Annotated in this window: 17 protein-coding genes; 7 read left to right on the plus strand and 10 right to left on the minus strand. The window is 61.1% G+C overall.

What is annotated here, in order from left to right; translation table 11 throughout:
• Positions 1–127: 127 nt before the first annotated feature.
• Together ACU0FH_RS20850 and ACU0FH_RS20855 are read left to right on the plus strand one after the other, a co-directional pair.
• A complete protein-coding gene (locus ACU0FH_RS20850) occupies positions 128–1,015 on the plus strand; it encodes a PhzF family phenazine biosynthesis protein (RefSeq protein ID WP_446196625.1) in 888 nt (295 codons plus the stop codon).
• Between the two features lie 2 nt (positions 1,016–1,017).
• Positions 1,018–1,896, plus strand: coding sequence for a glycosyltransferase family 10 domain-containing protein (locus ACU0FH_RS20855; protein ID WP_446196998.1), 879 nt, complete (start codon positions 1,018–1,020; stop codon positions 1,894–1,896).
• Between the two features lie 152 nt (positions 1,897–2,048).
• Here ACU0FH_RS20855 and ACU0FH_RS20860 read toward each other — a convergent pair whose 3' ends face one another.
• The 3 genes from ACU0FH_RS20860 to trxB form a co-directional block, all read right to left on the minus strand.
• On the minus strand, positions 2,049–3,764 hold the full coding sequence (locus ACU0FH_RS20860; protein ID WP_446196626.1) for a bifunctional sulfate adenylyltransferase/adenylylsulfate kinase: 1,716 nt from the start codon (positions 3,762–3,764) through the stop codon (positions 2,049–2,051).
• Between the two features lie 135 nt (positions 3,765–3,899).
• Positions 3,900–5,531 (minus strand): adenylate/guanylate cyclase domain-containing protein, encoded by a 1,632-nt coding sequence (locus ACU0FH_RS20865; protein ID WP_446196999.1) that lies wholly within the window; start codon positions 5,529–5,531, stop codon positions 3,900–3,902.
• A gap of 113 nt (positions 5,532–5,644) precedes the next feature.
• Positions 5,645–6,643: a thioredoxin-disulfide reductase gene (gene trxB / locus ACU0FH_RS20870; RefSeq protein WP_446196627.1), complete on the minus strand. Its 999-nt coding sequence runs from the start codon at positions 6,641–6,643 to the stop codon at positions 5,645–5,647.
• Between the two features lie 216 nt (positions 6,644–6,859).
• Between trxB and ACU0FH_RS20875 the strand changes: the two genes are divergently transcribed.
• Entirely contained in the window at positions 6,860–7,360 is a 501-nt protein-coding gene (locus ACU0FH_RS20875; RefSeq protein ID WP_088634812.1) for an Lrp/AsnC family transcriptional regulator, read from the plus strand.
• A gap of 54 nt (positions 7,361–7,414) precedes the next feature.
• Here the strand turns inward: ACU0FH_RS20875 and ACU0FH_RS20880 are convergent, their stop codons facing one another.
• The 5 genes from ACU0FH_RS20880 to lgt all read right to left on the minus strand — a co-directional run bounded on the left by ACU0FH_RS20880 (position 7,415) and on the right by lgt (position 11,739).
• Positions 7,415–8,206 carry a Hint domain-containing protein gene (locus tag ACU0FH_RS20880; RefSeq protein WP_446196628.1) on the minus strand — a complete coding sequence of 264 codons (792 nt, stop codon included), beginning with the start codon at positions 8,204–8,206 and terminating at the stop codon, positions 7,415–7,417.
• A 398-nt stretch (positions 8,207–8,604) separates the two neighbouring features.
• Positions 8,605–8,751 carry a hypothetical protein gene (locus tag ACU0FH_RS20885; RefSeq protein WP_238370034.1) on the minus strand — a complete coding sequence of 49 codons (147 nt, stop codon included), beginning with the start codon at positions 8,749–8,751 and terminating at the stop codon, positions 8,605–8,607.
• Positions 8,752–9,035: 284 nt separating this feature from the next.
• A complete protein-coding gene (gene pgeF / locus ACU0FH_RS20890) occupies positions 9,036–9,791 on the minus strand; it encodes a peptidoglycan editing factor PgeF (RefSeq protein WP_446196629.1) in 756 nt (251 codons plus the stop codon).
• On the minus strand, positions 9,788–10,855 hold the full coding sequence (locus ACU0FH_RS20895) for a class I SAM-dependent methyltransferase (protein ID WP_446196630.1): 1,068 nt from the start codon (positions 10,853–10,855) through the stop codon (positions 9,788–9,790). Before ACU0FH_RS20895 ends, pgeF begins: the two co-directional genes overlap by 4 nt.
• Positions 10,852–11,739: a prolipoprotein diacylglyceryl transferase gene (lgt, locus tag ACU0FH_RS20900; protein ID WP_446196631.1), complete on the minus strand. Its 888-nt coding sequence runs from the start codon at positions 11,737–11,739 to the stop codon at positions 10,852–10,854. Before lgt ends, ACU0FH_RS20895 begins: the two co-directional genes overlap by 4 nt.
• A 92-nt stretch (positions 11,740–11,831) precedes the next feature.
• Between lgt and ACU0FH_RS20905 the strand changes: the two genes are divergently transcribed.
• From ACU0FH_RS20905 to ACU0FH_RS20920, 4 genes are all read left to right on the plus strand, one after another.
• Entirely contained in the window at positions 11,832–12,080 is a 249-nt protein-coding gene (locus ACU0FH_RS20905) for an accessory factor UbiK family protein (protein WP_238370038.1), read from the plus strand.
• A 280-nt stretch (positions 12,081–12,360) separates the two neighbouring features.
• Entirely contained in the window at positions 12,361–12,861 is a 501-nt protein-coding gene (locus tag ACU0FH_RS20910; RefSeq protein WP_446196632.1) for a YbjN domain-containing protein, read from the plus strand.
• Between the two features lie 36 nt (positions 12,862–12,897).
• A complete protein-coding gene (gene proC / locus ACU0FH_RS20915; protein ID WP_446196633.1) occupies positions 12,898–13,713 on the plus strand; it encodes a pyrroline-5-carboxylate reductase in 816 nt (271 codons plus the stop codon).
• Positions 13,706–14,044, plus strand: coding sequence for a tRNA-binding protein (locus ACU0FH_RS20920; RefSeq protein WP_446196634.1), 339 nt, complete (start codon positions 13,706–13,708; stop codon positions 14,042–14,044). Before proC ends, ACU0FH_RS20920 begins: the two co-directional genes overlap by 8 nt.
• Positions 14,045–14,156: 112 nt before the next feature.
• Here the strand turns inward: ACU0FH_RS20920 and ACU0FH_RS20925 are convergent, their stop codons facing one another.
• Both ACU0FH_RS20925 and ACU0FH_RS20930 read right to left on the minus strand, forming a co-directional pair.
• A complete protein-coding gene (locus ACU0FH_RS20925; protein WP_446196635.1) occupies positions 14,157–14,762 on the minus strand; it encodes a thymidine kinase in 606 nt (201 codons plus the stop codon).
• Positions 14,763–14,784: 22 nt separating this feature from the next.
• Complete coding sequence (locus ACU0FH_RS20930) at positions 14,785–15,912, minus strand: beta-ketoacyl-ACP synthase III (RefSeq protein ID WP_446196636.1); 1,128 nt, start codon at positions 15,910–15,912, stop codon at positions 14,785–14,787.
• Between the last annotated feature and the right edge of the window lie 394 nt (positions 15,913–16,306).

Below are 16,306 nucleotides of genomic sequence, written 5' to 3' on the forward strand. Positions count from 1 at the left end.
GGGATGCTGACCCTTTCCACGGCGGGCGGTCAAGCACCCGAACCCCGATGCATCACGCCTGTTACCGCTTGAACCCATTCGGGTTTCTTGCGAAGCCCGAATAAAGAGATCAGGAGGAATGGCATTCATGGCAAGTTTCGAATTCGATTGGGTCGATGCCTTCACCGACCGCGCCTTTGGCGGCAACGGATGCGCCGTGGTTCTGAACGGCGCCGGATTGGATGATCGGACCTGCATGGATTTCGTGCGGGAAACCTCGCTGGTGGAATGCACCTTTACCGGACCCTCGAAAATCGCCGATATCCGCGTCCGCTATTTTCTTGCCTCCCGGGAAATTCCCTTTGCAGGCCACCCGACCATCGCCACCGTCGCCGCGCTGCAATCTCGCGGTCTGATCAGCGGGGATACTATCCGGCTGGAGACCGGCGCGGGGATCATTCCGGTTTCCCTACGTGACGGGCTGATCGAAATGACCCAGGTCGCTCCCCAGTTCGGAGACCACGTTGCCGCCGAAACCGTGGCAGGTATCATCGGCCTTGACCCCGAGGACATCATCGCGCCGCCGCGCATGGTCTCAACTGGCCTGCCATTCTGTATCACCGTGTTGCGCGATCACGACGCCCTGCGCCGCGCAAAGCTCGACCCCGAGAGGCTCGGCAAGGTAACGGCGTCGATGGGCTACGCCTCCAACGACATGGCCGAGCCATTCCTCGTCACTTTAAGCGGCGCCACGAAGGAGGGCGATACCTTCTCCCGCCTCCTGCTCGCCCCGCCAAGCCCGCCCGAAGATCCGTTCACCGGATCCGCGACCGGGGCAATGGCGGCCTATCTCTGGCATAACGGCCTGATGGAGAAAGACAGTTTCATCGCCGAGCAGGGACACTGGATGGGACGCCCGGGCCAGGCCCGCGTGGGCCGCTGTGGGCCGCCGCAGAACATGACCGGCATTAGCGTCGCGGGAAAAGGCTATGTCCTGATGCGCGGCACGGTCGATCTGCCGGATCAACCGGCGTGAACATGGAAAACGCGCCCGCCATCGCGGTGCTGCCCTACGCCCATCGTCAAGGCCGTGAGCTGGCGGCCACGTCGGTTTCGGACCTGATCTGGCCGCTCGGATGTCCGGATCGTCTGGCAGGCAAGACCGTGGCGGATCTGACAAGCCGCGATCACCTCATCCTCTTCCCCCGCACCGTCACTCATTTCCAGCCCCGTCTCGGGATTTCAGCGCAGGTGTCGCTGGTGATGGGCGAACCCGCCGTCATCCACGCCAAGCATATCGCATTGCTCAGGTTCAGCTATCGCCGCTTCTACCGGATCCTGACCTTCAACCAAAACCTGCTCGACCGGCTGCCGAACGCGCTGCTGTTTCCCTATGGCACCACATGGGTCCCGGACTGGCGCGAGGTGGCCTGTACCAAGAGCAGGATGCTCTCGCTCATCGCCTCGGCCAAGCGCGACTCGACCGGCCACAAGCTGCGCCACGAGATCGTCGCTGCGGTCCGAAACAAAGGCATCGATATGGATGTGATGGGCGGCGGGTATGACCCGTTTGACCGGAAATCCGACGGTCTCGCTCCGTACCGTTATTCTGTGGTCATCGAAAACGTCCAAGAACGCAATTATTTCTCGGAGAAACTCATCGACGCACTGCTCTGCGATACGGTGCCGATTTACTGGGGCTGCCCCAACCTCGGCAATTTCATCGATACAGGCCCGATCATCGAATGCGCAAACAGCAACGACATCATGCGCGCGATCAGCAACGCCAGCGAGACGGATTTTCAGCAGCGCCTGCCGGCGATCCGCAAGCTCAAACCGGAGCTGGAAAAGTTCTGCGACTTTGAAACACGCGCCGCCAAGGCCATTCAAAACACGCTGACATCCGACGAGGCCTGAGAACAGGCAGGAAAACCAGGCTCTCAAACGGCCAGCGTCCGGCAAAATACGGTGCCGCCTTCGACACCGCCCCGGCTTCTTTGGGTATTAAAATATCCCCGCGGGAGGCATCGCGCCCCCAGAGGTGGCGCGATTGGACAGGGCTTTCCGCGTCAGACCGCGATGAGGCCCATGTTCTCGAGCTTCAGCAGCACCTGATGCGCGCAGTTGTCCACGTCGGTGCCTTCGGTTTCGACGCGGAGTTCCGGGTTTTCCGGCACGTCATAAGGGTCAGAAATCCCGGTGAATTCCTTGATCTTGCCCTCGCGGGCCAGCTTGTAGAGCCCCTTGCGGTCACGGCGCTCGCATTCCTCGATCGAGGTCGCCACGTGCACTTCCACAAAGGCGCCAAAGGATTCCACATCCTCGCGAACGGCCCGGCGGGTCGTCGCATAGGGGGCGATCGGCGCGCAGATCGCGATGCCACCGTTCTTGGTGATCTCTGACGCAACATAGCCGATCCGGCGAATGTTCAGGTCGCGGTGCTCTTTCGAGAAACCAAGTTCCGAAGACAGGTTCTTGCGCACGATATCGCCATCGAGAAGCGTGACCGGACGGCCACCCATCTCCATCAGCTTGACCATCAGCGCGTTCGCGATGGTGGATTTGCCTGAACCCGAAAAGCCGGTGAAGAAGACGGTAAAGCCCTGCTTGGAGCGCGGCGGCTTGGTGCGGCGCAGCTCGTTCACCACCTCGGGGAAGGAGAACCATTCCGGAATCTCCAGACCTTCGGCCAGACGGCGGCGCAGCTCGGTGCCCGAGATGTTCAGGATCGTGACATTGTCCTTGTCTTCGATCTCGTCCATCGGCTCGTATTGAGCGCGTTCCTGCACCCAGACCATATGTTTGAAATCGACCATCTCGACGCCGATCTCGTCCTGATGCTTGCGGAACAGATCCTGCGCATCATAGGGGCCATAGAAATCCTCGCCTGCCGAATTCTTGCCCGGGCCCGCGTGGTCGCGACCGACGATGAAATGGGTGCAGCCGTGATTCTTGCGGATCAGCCCGTGCCAGACCGCTTCGCGCGGACCTGCCATGCGCATGGCGAGGTTCAGCAGGGACATGCTGGTGGTGGCCGCCGGATACTTGTCGAGCACGGCCTCATAGCAGCGCACGCGGGTAAAGTGATCGACGTCACCGGGTTTGGTCATGCCGACAACCGGGTGGATCAGCAGGTTGGCCTGCGCTTCCTTGGCGGCGCGGAAGGTCAGTTCCTGGTGCGCACGGTGCAGGGGGTTGCGGGTCTGGAAAGCAACGATGCGGCGCCAGCCGAGCTTGCGGAAATAGGCGCGCAGCTCGTTCGGCGTGTCGCGGCGGGCGCGGAAATCGTAATGGATCGGCTGCTGGATGCCGGTGACCGGGCCACCCAGATAGATCTTGCCCGCCTGGTTATGGAGGTAGTTCACGGCAGGGTGGGCGCTGTCATCGGCACCGAAAACCTTTTCCGCCTCGCGCGCCTTGTCGGGCGCCCAGCGGTCGGTGACGGTCATGGTCGCAAGGATCACGCCTTCCTGGTCGCGCAGCGCGATGTCTTCACCGATTTCCAGCGTCTCGGCAAATTTCTCCGACACGTCGAGGTTGATCGGCATCGGCCACAGCGTGCCGTCGGCAAGGCGCATGTCTTCGACGACGCCATTGTAATCTTCTTCGGTCAAAAAACCTTTGAGCGGGTTAAATCCGCCGTTCATAAGCAATTCGAGATCGCAGATCTGGCGCGGGGTAAGATCAAGACTTTTCAACTCACCCGCTTCAACCTTAAGTTTCTGCGCGGAGTCGTATGAAACATATAGCTCGGGGATAGGAGCTAGATTGCTAAGCATGGTCATGTGGAAACTTTCGCTTTTGCGTCTACGGGCTGGCCGCTAATATACGGTCGCGCAGCGCATAGCCTCAGTCAGCAGCCAAAGTCTAGGGCCGCCAGAGGATTTTGTCGCTAATGAGGAAATTGAGTAAATTTTGGCTTAATTGGTCGGGGTGAGGGCGCTTTGCAAATGCGATGCGCGCGTCACGGCAAGGGACGGGACCGGCTGGTTTACTCCGCGCAGCGCCAGTTTGACCATGTCCAGATGTTCCGTTTCGATCCCGGCACTGGTCAGGACCGGAGCTGAAACAAGTACTTCGACACCCAGTTCCTTGGTCATGGCTTCCAGCCTGCTGGCCGCGTTGACCGTTTCTCCGATGATCGTGCGCGGCGCATTTCCGGCTGCCCCGATCTCCCCCAGAACGACCTCGCCAAGATGCAGACCGATGCCGATCCGCACCTCTGGCGCGCCTTCCTCGGCCAGCGTCCGGTTAAACTCTTCAAGGGCTTCGCCGATGCGGGTCGTTGCCGCCAGTGCCGCCTGCGCCGAGCTTGCTTCATCCGGCGTTTCGAACAGTGCAAGCAGCCCGTCGCCAAGGTATTTGTCCACGACGCCGCCATTTGCGGTGATCGCGGGGACAATGGCATCAAAAAATCGGTTGAGCAGGAACACCACGTCATAAGGCAGCTGCCCCGTGGTCCGGGCCGTAAACCCCCGAATGTCAAGGAAGAGGATCGCCATGCGCCGTTCCTGCCCCTGGCTCGCATGGGCGCGGCGGCGTCTGCCGTCTGGGCGAAAAACGCGATAAACGGTAAGCGGCGCCTTGGGCCGGATCTGGCAGGCCAGCCGCATACCCGGCGCGGCGCCGACGGCGGCAAGGCTGCGTTTTTCCGCTTCGCTGGGCGGTTCCAGATCGTCCGCCCCGTCCTCCACCAGAACACGGCAGGTGGTGCAGCGGCCACGTCCACCGCAAAGCGAGGTATGGGCTACTCCGTTGGCGCGCGACATCTCAAGCAGGGTCGGCCCCTTTGGCGACACGATTTCCGGCCCGTTGACATAGCTGATCCGCACCGATTTGCGCCGCCGCAGCAACTTGCGCACAAGGTAGGTGCCCGCCGCCGCCGCGAGCAGGACCCAGAAGATCACGGTGATGATATTCTCAATTCGCAGCAGCGCGGCCATTGCATCGGAATCGGGCCAGTTGGTACGCGCGATCACCTCGGCACGTGTTTCTGGATCGGCAATGCGCGCGACTGCGCGCCGCCCCTCGGTGAGGAAGCCGACCAGCGCAAAGCCGGGGATGAGAACGGAAAGCGATGTCAGCACCGGACGCAATCGTCGCCACCACAGCTCTGCGCGGAGCCAGAAATTCAATCCGATACAGGCATGCACCCAGACGATCAGCAGCAAGAGCGACTGCAGCCATGCGTCGGTTGAACCAAAGATCAGCGTTACCAGATAGGCGAAGTCGTCGTTCACCTCGAACAGTTCATGCGCGAAACGGGTATATACAATATGCGCGATCAGCAGGATCGGGATGAGCAGGCCAAGCGCGATCTGCAGGGCTTCCCATAGCGGCATGCGCAGCGTGCTGCGCCGCGCCAGCTTGTAAAGCGCAAGCCCGGCATGTGTGAGCAGCGCGCCGTAAATCAGGATCGTTCCAGGCCAGCTTCGGGTGATGACCTGCCGCCAGTCCTGCGCGCGTTCCATCAGCTCGGATGAGAAGAGGCCAAGCCCGATGTTCAGAAAGTGGAACAAGGCATAGGTAAAGAGCACAAGCCCCGACGCCATGCGCAGCCGCGTTGCCAGAGTGCCTTGCCAGCGGCTTTTCAAATGGGGGCTCCGTTCAAGTTTAGCCCGGACCTTGGTCCGGGCCGTCTTGTTCGTCAAGCGGGGGGCGGCGCTTATTCGGCGACCGGTGCGCCATAGCCCAATGGCTCGGTCATGTCCTTGCCTTCGGTATCGCCCTGTGCAGCCAGAAACCGTTCGGCATCCAGCGCCGCCATGCAGCCCATGCCCGCGCTGGTCACGGCCTGACGATAGACATGGTCGGTCAGATCGCCTGCGGCAAAGACACCCGGCACCGAGGTTTCGGTGCTGCCGGGGTTGGTTTTGACATAGCCACCGTGATGCAGCTCCAACTGGCCCTGCACCAGTTCCGAGGCGGGGGCGTGGCCGATCGCGACAAAGACGCCCTTGGTCGGAATCTCGGTGATCTCGCCGGTCTTTACATGTTTCACTTTCACCGCTTCGACGCCAAGCGGGCTGTCGGTGCCCACGACCTCTTCGAGCTGGTGGAACCACAGCGGTTCGATCTTGGGATTCTTGGCCAGACGGTCCTGCAGGATCTTTTCCGCACGCAGTTCGTCGCGGCGGTGGATCAGCGTCACCTTCGAGGCGAAGTTGGTCAGGAACAGCGCCTCTTCGACGGCCGTGTTGCCGCCGCCGATCACCACGATTTCCTGACCGCGATAAAAGAACCCGTCACAGGTCGCACAGGCGGACACGCCAAAGCCCTTGAATTTGTCCTCGGAGGGCAGGCCAAGCCACTTGGCCCGCGCACCGGTGGCAAGGATCACCGCGTCGGCGGTATAGGTCGTGCCGCTGTCGCCGGTGGCGGTGAAGGGGCGTTTCGACAGATCCAGATCGGTGATGATATCGCCGATGATCTCGCAGCCCATCGCCTTGGCATGGGCCTCCATCCGGACCATCAGGTCGGGGCCCTGAACCTCGGTATCGCCGGGCCAGTTTTCGACCTCGGTCGTGGTGGTCAGCTGACCGCCCGGCTCGATGCCCTGCACAAGGATGGGCGACAGCATGGCCCGCGAGGCATAGACGCCCGCCGTATAGCCGGCCGGTCCGGACCCGATGATAAGAACTTTGGTATGACGCGACGTTGCCATGGGAACCCCCGAAAAATGCGATGAGCCGCAAAAGTCAGCCCGGTTCATTGCGATATAACGACGGGGGCTGCGCGCTTAAACCCCCAATTCCGCGAGGTCGATTTGTTCAACGGTTCGGCAAAATTTCGGAATTGGCTGATATAATTTCAATCAGACGAAATATTATTGCGCCCAATTGGGACGCTGCTATAACAAATGCAAATTCAGGAGCGCCGAATGGTCACGACAAGACTTGACCCGATTGATCGCAAAATACTCTCCGAGTTGCAAGACGACGGACGAATGACCAACGTGGAACTTGCCAGACGCGTCGGTATCTCTGCGCCGCCGTGCCTGCGTCGTGTGCGCACGCTTGAAGAATCCGGGCTGATCGGTGGCTATCATGCCGATGTGAACGCCCGCGAACTGGGATTCGAGGTGCAGGTCTTTGCGATGGTCGGGCTCGACAGCCAGGCCGAATCCGAACTCTCCGCTTTCGAGGCGCGCTGCCGCAAGTGGCCGCTTGTCCGGGAATGCCACATGCTGAACGGCGAAGTCGATTTCATCCTGAAATGCGTGGCGCCGGATCTTTCCAGCTTTCAAAGCTTTCTGACCGGCGAGCTGCTGACCACGGCCAACGTGGCAAGCGTCAAGACATCGCTGGTAATCCGCGTGGCCAAGGACGAGCCGGGCGTTCCCTTTGATGTGCTAGAGGAACGGCTCAACCGCGACGCCTGAAAACGAAGACAGCCGCCCAAGGGGCGGCTGCATCGATGTACCTAAAGCTTGCTTTCAGGCGATCATCGCTCCCGAGCCGTGCAGATCCTCGTCCGAGCGCTCGAATGCGAGCGGCCCGAAATCCCCGAAATGTTCGATATGCGGGAACAGGTTGAAGAAGATGCTGCGCATCTGCTGGCTGGTGGAGCGCGCCGCGCCGGTGCCGGGATGGTAAGTTTCGAACTCCAGACCGCCAATACGGATGGTGCAGTGACGCTTTACACAGAGGTGGAACAGTTCAACCGGCGTAGGGGGCGCGGTTTCGATCGCGCTCATCCCGTCAACGAATTCCTGTGCCAGGGTCAGCTTGTGGCTGCTATCATGGGCGTTGCGAAGGTGCGGCGGCGTGTAAAGGACGCGGGCGGCGCTGCCGACCACGACATCGGATAGCGGGCGCTGCATGCCAAAGGCATCCGCCATAAAGCGGGTCAGGCGCATGTTGCGTCCCTGCGGGCCGGGGCGTCCGGGCACCAGCGTCGTGCTGCCTTTCCAGAGCAGTTTCTGAACCGAGCCTTCGGCCGAAATGATCTCGTCGCCGGGTAGCAGATCCTCGACCGCGATATGGCCGGAAACGGTGGGGATCAGCGCACCGCGCGAAAAGGCGCAAAAAGCGTCTTCGAACAGGGGCAGGGCAGGGGCGATGTGGCGCGCTTCGGTAAACGACCCATCCGGCAAGAGCGAGGTGACTTCGTAGCGGCGAAGCTGCTGACGAGGTTTATCGCGAAGGTCGGCCGGATTGTTCATATCGGGAGAGGCGGTCTGCACAGCACGATGCGCCGCCAGGGAAAGCGATGTGGGGAGAGTCATTTGTTCCGGCCCTTTTCTTTTGGGTCAGATCTGCGCCGGCCCCCACCGACAACGACAAATCGACGTATTAACGTATTGATCTGCTACACAGGTTAAATGGCGGTATTTCGCTTAATTTGTCAAAGACTGATTGTTATTGGTGTCTGTGCGCAAACAATACCCGAGGTCACTTTCGTTATTGTCCCCACGGGCTTTTCAATCCCGCCACATTTGCGATGAATTAATCGGCAATCTTTCGCTGGTTGTGTTTGGACAAGCGAATCTCTTGGACCATCGTCAGCGAAAGCGGCCCCTGAAAAAACGATACCCGCCCTGTCAAAAACTGACAGGACGGGCATCTAAGCCAGCCGGATAGTTTGGGGCATCGTCCGGTTGGTTGGGCGTATTTCGTGAGTTCGTCAGGCAGAGCGTTGTTTCGACGTCTCCACCTTGGCGCGACGGGCGATCATGGCAGCGCGGTTTGACCCGCGTGACCAGGGCAGGGAGGTTTCCGAATTGCGCGCTGCTGCGACAACGGATTTGATGAAACGGTTATTGTTTTTCATTCTGTCTCTCCTCGTTTGTCGCGGCGCATCCGTTCGCGTTCTCTGTTGTCCGGTGCGTCTTGGTTAATCTCGCTTCTGTTTGAGGCAGAGATATGGCGGCTTTTGGGAGAATCCGGAAATTTTCTTAGCTGGCGAAAGTCGGGGTCAGCCCGATGCAAGCGCACTGGAATCGTTGAGAGATTCAATTCAGCGGAAATCAGGACATTCCGAGGGGGCACGAGATTGGCGAGAGTCCCCGTGAGGCTTTGCCACAATTGCGACGAATCCCCCGCGGGGGAATCGCATCAAAGCCGGATGACCGAGATCAGCCGCCCGTAATCGGCTTCGCTACGATGGGTGCTGCGCCGGTAGGAATAGAACCTGTCCGCGTCGGAGTAGGTGCAGTGCCGGGTCCATTCCGCGTGGCCTATTCCCGCGCTGCGCAAGCGGTGCAGCCCGTAGGCGGGCAGGTCGAACATCATTCTGTCGCCTTCACCACCCGCGAAGAAACGGGAATTCTGCGGGTCTTCGGCCATGAAATCGTCAAGGAATTCCGGCCCGACCTCATAGGCCCGCTGGCTGATCGACGGGCCGATCACGGCGTTGATGTCTTCGCGATTCGCGCCAAGGCTTTCCATCGCGTCCAGCGTCGCCTCTAGCACCCCGTCAAGCGCCCCGCGCCATCCGGCATGGGCCGCGCCGATCACGCCGGCCTCATGGTCGGCAAAGAGTACGGGCTGGCAATCCGCCGTCAGAACGGCAAGCGCAACGCCGGGCGTGGCGCTGACCATCGCATCTGCGCGCGGTATTTCATCGAGTGGGCCGGTGACCGTTATCACATCCGCCGTATGCGCCTGATGGACGCCGACCAGATAGTCAGAAGAAACGCCCATGGCGTCGGCCACCCGATGCCGGTTGATGCTCACGATATCGGTCTGGTCCGAGGAGCCGTTGCCGCAGTTCAGCCCCGAGAATATCCCCGAAGACGCGCCGCCCTTGCGCGTAAAGAAGCCGTGGCGCAACGGCGCCAGCGGCTCGGCGGTGAGAATTTCCAGAGTCATACGGTAAGTCCCGGCGGCGGTGGCGCGGTAACGGGAAACAATCCCATCACTTTGAACAGGTTTCCCATTTCTACAGGGTGCGTCAACCGGCGATGTGCGGCGGTGATCTCGGACAGCGCCTTGTCGCCCGCCCCGCGCGCCAATGCCTCGGCGCGCTGCGTAATTCCCAACCGTTCGAGGAAGACGCCCTGCGGAGCGAGACGGCTGTGAGCGCACCCCGCTGCGCGGGCGGCCAGCGCGATGGTCTCGAAATCCACATGGGCGGTCAGATCCGCATCTCCGGGCGTATCCAGAATGGGGCGCGGTTCGTGATCTTTCAGCGCCTGCACCGTGTCGCCCAGCGAATGCCAGTCGCCGTAATCCACGATCAGCGCGGCCCCGCCATGCGCGGCGATGCGGCTGGCAATCGCCTCGGTCACCGATGTCGCCGCCGGAGAGAATTCCACGATATCGCCGGGCTTTGTATCCTCAAGCCGGTGATCCAGCACCGGTTGCGCCGCCGCCCCGGCCAGTCCGAGCGTCAGCTGGTCGCCGTCCAGCCCGACCCGGCACTCTCTCCAGCCTTCCTCGGCCCTATGAAACTGGCGCAGGGGCAAGGCGTCGTAAAACTCGTTCGCGATCAGAAACAGCGGCGCCTCGGGCAGCTCTGCCACGGAATCTATCCAGGCGGGATCGTAGCTGGCCAGACGCTCGCCTTGCGCCTGTCGCAGGACTGGCGAGGCCTCGACCAGCACAAGTCGCAGGGCGGCCGCAAATCCCGGCACTTTCGACGCGGCGCGCAGCGCGTCCTGCATCAGCGTCCCGCGACCGGGCCCCAGTTCCGCGAGGGTAAAGGGCGTGGGGCAGCCCTGATTCATCCACGCCTGCGCCAGCGACAGCCCGATCAACTCACCGAACATCTGGCTGATCTCGGGCGCGGTGGTGAAATCGCCCGCTGCACCCAAAGGGTCGCGCGTGACGTAATACCCATAGGTCGGATGCAGCAGGCAGTCGGCCATGTAATCGGCGATGCTGATCGGCCCATCGCTGCGGATCCGGGCGGTGATGATGTCGCGGAGGCTCATCGCGCAGGCCTTTTGGCCCGCAGCGCAAAATAAAGCCCCAGCGCGATCATCGGCAGAGAGAGGATCTGCCCCATCGTCAGCCCATATCCGCCGATATGCCAGGCGAGTCCCAGCGGATTACCCGGTGAGACGAATTGCGCGTCAGGCTGGCGAAAGAATTCGACGATGAAACGCGCCAGCCCATAACCGGCAAAGAACACGCCCATGACCAGACCGGGGCGGTGGAACGCCCCCCGGCGATAGGCAATCCAGAGCAGAACGGCGCCCAGCAGCAAGCCTTCGAGTGCCGCTTCGTAGAGCTGCGAGGGGTGGCGGGCGCATAATTCGGCAACCTGTCCGCAGTCTTGCGCGGCCACCCCTGGAAAGGCGACGCCCCAGGGCAGGTTGGTCGGTCGGCCCCAAAGCTCGGCATTGATGAAATTGGCCAGCCGCCCCAGCAGCAGACCCGGCGGCACTGCATGGGCGATCAGGTCTGCCGCGCTCAGGCGGTCGATCTTGTGGCGCGCGGTGAAGAGCCACGCAGCGATCAGAACCCCGATCATGCCACCGTGAAAGGACATGCCGCCTTGCCAGACCCGCAGGATTTCACCCGGATTGGAAAGGTAATAGCCGGGTTGGTAAAAAAGCACGAAGCCAAGCCGCCCGCCAAGGATGATGCCCAGCACCAGATAGAACAACATGTCCTCGATCTGTTTCGGGGTCATCGGGGGCGTTTCGCCCGGCCAGAGAGAGGGCCGTCGCACAGCCCGTACCGCCAGCCCCCAGGCGATGAGGATGCCGACAATATAGGCCAGAGCGTACCAGCGCAGGGCAAGCTCAAAGCCGCCAATCGTAACGGACAGCAGGTCGGGGGAAATTTCGGGAAATTCGATCAGGGCTTTCATGCGCGTCTCTTGCCTTTGCTCCTCGGGGCAAGTCAACCTTGCCGCGACGGGTTCGAAGGCCCATATAGGCGTTAACAACCCGGAGATGACAGATGCAGACCCGTAACAAGATTTTCGACGATATCTCGCAACTCATGACCAATGCGATGGGCGTGGCGCAAGGCGCGCGGGATGAAGCTGAGACAGCGATGAAAGGCATGATGGATCGCTGGCTGGCGGATCGCAACTTTGTGACCCGCGAGGAATTCGACGCCGTCCGCGCGATGGCCCAGAAGGCGCGCGAGGAAAACGATGCGCTCTCGGCCCGGATCGCAGCGCTGGAAGCCAAGATCAAGAACTGAGACGCACCGATTCCATGACGAAGCCCGGCTTACCGTCGGGTCAAAATGTCATTGGCATATCCGCGCGGTCCGGCTCGAGGCCTGCCCAGCCGAGATATTGAGCGTTTTCCCGACATGTCCACAACTTATTGCAGTAATCCCCAAAATAGGGGGTTGCCAGAATGTGCGTTGCCGCCCACCATATCTAGTACGGGCACGGGGGGTCGCCCCGGTCCGTAGAGCAGCTACCTAGCGTTTGTAGGTTCAAAAACTACGCCGCTAGAGATCATGAGGTGGCACCATGGCCCTTTCCGAACAGTACCTGGAAGAAGACATTCACCCCATCGACATTGTCGAGCATCTGGCAGAACACCACGACTGGGATTTCGATCGCATCGGGGATGACCAGATCGCCATGGCGGTCGAAGGCCAGTGGCGAACCTATTCGATTACCCTTGCATGGTCGGGTTTCGACGAGACCCTGCGGATGGTCTGCACCTTTGAAATGGAACCGCCCGAGGAAAAGGTCCAGCCGCTCTACGAGCTTTTGAACCACATGAACGATGCGTGCTGGGCGGGCGCTTTTACCTACTGGGCGGAGCAGAAACTAATGGTCTACCGCTATGGGCTTGTCCTCAGCGGCGGCCAGATGGCCAGCCCCGAACAGATCGACACGCTGATCAACACGGCCGTTGCCGCGTCGGAACGCTATTACCCCGCGATCCAGCTGATGGTCTGGGGAGACCGCACCGCGAAAGAGGCGATGCAGGTCGCCATTGCAGAGGCTTACGGCCGCGCGTAAACCTTTCGCCGGAAACGGCAACAGGAAGGCGTGCAAATGGATATGTCGGAAATTGCAGCGCGGGGGCTCGTGCTCCTGGGCTGCGGCAAGATGGGTTCGGCGATGCTGGCCGGCTGGCTCAAGCAGGGGCTTCCCGCCCCCTCCGTCTGGGTTCTAGACCCCAACCCCTCCGATTGGGTCAAGGCACAGGGGGTGCATGTGAATGCCGATCTGCCGGAGGATCCCGCCATTGTCCTTGTGGCCGTCAAACCCCAGATGATGGGCGAGGCGCTGCCTTCGATGAAGGCCCTTGGCAACGGCACGACCCTCTTTGTCTCCGTCGCAGCGGGCACGCCGCTCTCGTCCTTTGAGGCGGCCCTTGGAGAGAACACGCCGATCATCCGCGCCATGCCAAACACACCAGCCGCCGTCGGACGCGGCATCACCGCGATCATCGGCAATGACAAGACGGATGCGACATCGCTCGACCTTGCCGAAGGTCTGCTGAGCGCGGTTGGTCAGGTCGTCCGGCTTGAAAGCGAAAGCCAGATGGATGCGGTGACAGGGGTCAGCGGTTCCGGCCCCGCCTATGTCTTTCACCTGATCGAAACGCTGGCCGCCGCGGCCGAGGCGCAGGGCCTGTCCCCCGATCTCGCGCTGCAATTGGCCCGCGCCACCGTCGCCGGGGCCGGCGCCCTCGCCGAAGATGCCGAGGAAACCCCTGCTCAGCTGCGCGTAAATGTCACCAGCCCCAACGGAACGACACAGGCTGCGCTCGAAGTCCTGATGGATGAACAGACCGGTTTCCCTCCATTGCTGAAAAAAGCGGTTGCGGCAGCCGCCGACAGGTCCAAGGAGCTTTCCCGTGGCTGAAATAGATTTCGATGACTTCCTGAAGTTGGACGTGCGCGTCGGCACGATCACCCGCGCCGAACCCTATCCCGAAGCACGTAAACCGGCGATTAAGCTATGGGTCGACTTCGGCGGCGAAATAGGCGAGCGCAAGTCCTCCGCCCAGATCACCGCGCATTACGACCCCGCGGGATTGATCGGCAAACAGGTCCTGGCCGTGGTGAACTTCCCGCCGCGCCAGATCGGCCGCTTCATGTCCGAAGTGCTGGTCCTCGGCCTTCCGGACGAAGATGGCGAAGTCGTTCTCATCGGTCCCGATCAGAATGTGCCAATGGGCGGCCGCCTGCACTGAACGCCAGCCTTGCATGTGTTGAGATGTTCCGCTTTCCGTATTTGAAGACGAGAAGAAGATAAGGATACTCTTCTACTTCTTCTCGTTAAAAAATACGGAAAGCGCCGAGATATCAGCTTGTATGACGACCGCGTTCTGCGGTGTCGCCGACGGCTTCGCGCCAGTGCCGCCTGCATAGGGAGACGTAGGTTTCGTTGCCGCCGATCTGGACCTGAGCGCCTTCGAGGATGGCCCCTCCATTTTCGTCCTGGCGGATGACCATCGTCGCTTTGCGCCCGCATTTGCAGATCGTGCGGACTTCTCTCATTTCGTCGGCAAGCGCCAGGAGGGTGGCGGAGCCGGGGAAGAGCTCTCCTTTGAAGTCCACCCTCAGCCCATAGGCCAGAACCGGCAGTTTCAGGTCATCGACCACGCGGGCGAGTTGCCAGACCTGCGCGGGTTCGAGAAACTGGGCCTCGTCCACGAAGATACAGGCGACCGGGCCGGTTTCGAGGCGTTTTGAGATCCGCTCGAACAGGTCATCGCCCGGCGAGAAAAGGTCTGCCTCCTGTGCGATTCCAATGCGCGACGCGATCTTTCCGGCGCCAGCGCGGTCGTCGATGCGGGCCGTCAGCAGGTAGGTTTCCATGCCGCTTTCGCGGTAGTTGTGAGATGCCTGCAGCAGTATCGTCGATTTGCCAGCATTCATCGTTGAATAGTTGAAAAACAGTTTCGCCACGGGACGTTCTCTTCAGGCGAAATTAACCGTGGCGCTCTAGAAGCACCGAGCCCACGGAATAGCCGGCGCCGAAAGAGCAGATCAGGCCCAGATCGCCTTCGGCGAAATCCTCGGAATTCTTGGCAAAGGCGATGATCGATCCGGCGGAGGAGGTATTGGCGTAATCCTGAAGGATATTGGGTTGTTCTCCGGGGGCGGGTTCGCGTCCCAGAACCTTGCGGCCGATGAAATCGTTCATGGACTTGTTGGCCTGATGCAGCCAGAGCCGTTTCAACTGGTCCGGCTCGACATGTTCCTCCCCGAGGTGGGACATGATGTGCTGGCTGACCATGGGCACAACTTCCTTGAAGACTTTCCGGCCGTTCTGCATGAACTGCATGTCCCGGCGGTCGGCCACGCCATCAGGGCGCGAGCGGCGCAGGAAGCCGTTGTTATTGCGAATGTTATTGGAGAACTCCGTGGCGCAGCGGGTCGAGCGGATTTCGAAATAGCCGCCCTTGGCTTCGTCGGCGGGTTCTATGATCGTCGCGGTGGCCACATCGCCAAAGATGAAGTGGCAGTCGCGATCGCGCCATTCCAGATGGCCCGAGCAGATTTCCGGATTGACCACCAGCGCCCGGTGGGCCGAGCCCGCGCGGACCATGTCGGCGGCGGCCTGAATGCCGAAAGTCGCCGAGGAACAGGCCACGTTCATGTCGAAGGCAAAGCCGCCCGCGCCGATAAGGCTTTGAATTTCAACCGCTACCGCCGGATAAGCGCGTTCCATGTTCGAGGCGGCGCAGATCACCAGATCGATGTCTTCGCCCTTGCGACCGGCCATCGCCAGCGCCTTTTGCGCCGCGTCCAGCGCCATTTCCGCCATCAGCGAGGGTTCGTCGTCGCTGCGTTGACGTAGCGCGGGATACATGCGGGTCGGGTCGAGAATGCCCGATTTATCAACCACATAGCGCTGTTCGATCCCCGAGGCCTTGACGATGAATTCCTCGGAAGAGGGGGCTTTTGCCTCCAGCGTGCCTGCGGCAATTTCATCCGCGTGTTCGGCATTGTAACGCTCGGCATAGGCGTTGAAAGCGGTGACCAGTTCCGCGTTGGTAATGACCTGTTCGGGTGTAAAGACACCGGTTCCGGTTATCGCGGGGATGTGGGGCACCAGAGCTTTCCTTTGTTTGTGTCTGACAAAACTATATCGGGGGCAGGCCGCTCGCAAGGGTTGAGCGGTGGACCGTCCGCCCTGTTAACCGGGAAGGCTGGGAAGGGTAAAGACCTGCAAAGGTTAACGCAGCGGCCGGTAGTGACGCGCGGTTTCTGGCCTGTGCAGCAGCGATGCACAGCCCGTGCACAAGCCGTACACCCCCTGTACACCGCCGCAGTGCAGCAAATGCCAGTGTCGCGTCAGACGAAGGGGACGAGCGGCACCACGTTGATGCAGGCGGAAAGGGCCGTCAGGGCAAGAAGGGCGATTGCGATACGCATTGGGACTGCTCCGGTCAATTGGTGTCGGCCACTTTTGCGGCGCTTGTCTTTTACCAGTTCTGGTTGGCCGA

Source organism: Heliomarina sp. (assembly GCF_052826185.1).

Bases quoted from the DNA above. Each gene is read 5' to 3' on its own strand.
- ACU0FH_RS20850 (WP_446196625.1), top strand. From the start codon at position 128: ATGGCAAGTTTCGAATTCGATTGGGTCGATGCCTTCACCGACCGCGCC.
- ACU0FH_RS20855 (WP_446196998.1), top strand. From the start codon at position 1,018: ATGGAAAACGCGCCCGCCATCGCGGTGCTGCCCTACGCCCATCGTCAA.
- ACU0FH_RS20860 (WP_446196626.1), bottom strand. From the start codon at position 3,764: ATGACCATGCTTAGCAATCTAGCTCCTATCCCCGAGCTATATGTTTCA.
- ACU0FH_RS20865 (WP_446196999.1), bottom strand. From the start codon at position 5,531: ATGGCGTCGGGGCTTGTGCTCTTTACCTATGCCTTGTTCCACTTTCTG.
- trxB (WP_446196627.1), bottom strand. From the start codon at position 6,643: ATGGCAACGTCGCGTCATACCAAAGTTCTTATCATCGGGTCCGGACCG.
- ACU0FH_RS20875 (WP_088634812.1), top strand. From the start codon at position 6,860: ATGGTCACGACAAGACTTGACCCGATTGATCGCAAAATACTCTCCGAG.
- ACU0FH_RS20880 (WP_446196628.1), bottom strand. From the start codon at position 8,206: ATGACTCTCCCCACATCGCTTTCCCTGGCGGCGCATCGTGCTGTGCAG.
- ACU0FH_RS20885 (WP_238370034.1), bottom strand. From the start codon at position 8,751: ATGAAAAACAATAACCGTTTCATCAAATCCGTTGTCGCAGCAGCGCGC.
- pgeF (WP_446196629.1), bottom strand. From the start codon at position 9,791: ATGACTCTGGAAATTCTCACCGCCGAGCCGCTGGCGCCGTTGCGCCAC.
- ACU0FH_RS20895 (WP_446196630.1), bottom strand. From the start codon at position 10,855: ATGAGCCTCCGCGACATCATCACCGCCCGGATCCGCAGCGATGGGCCG.
- lgt (WP_446196631.1), bottom strand. From the start codon at position 11,739: ATGAAAGCCCTGATCGAATTTCCCGAAATTTCCCCCGACCTGCTGTCC.
- ACU0FH_RS20905 (WP_238370038.1), top strand. From the start codon at position 11,832: ATGCAGACCCGTAACAAGATTTTCGACGATATCTCGCAACTCATGACC.
- ACU0FH_RS20910 (WP_446196632.1), top strand. From the start codon at position 12,361: ATGGCCCTTTCCGAACAGTACCTGGAAGAAGACATTCACCCCATCGAC.
- proC (WP_446196633.1), top strand. From the start codon at position 12,898: ATGGATATGTCGGAAATTGCAGCGCGGGGGCTCGTGCTCCTGGGCTGC.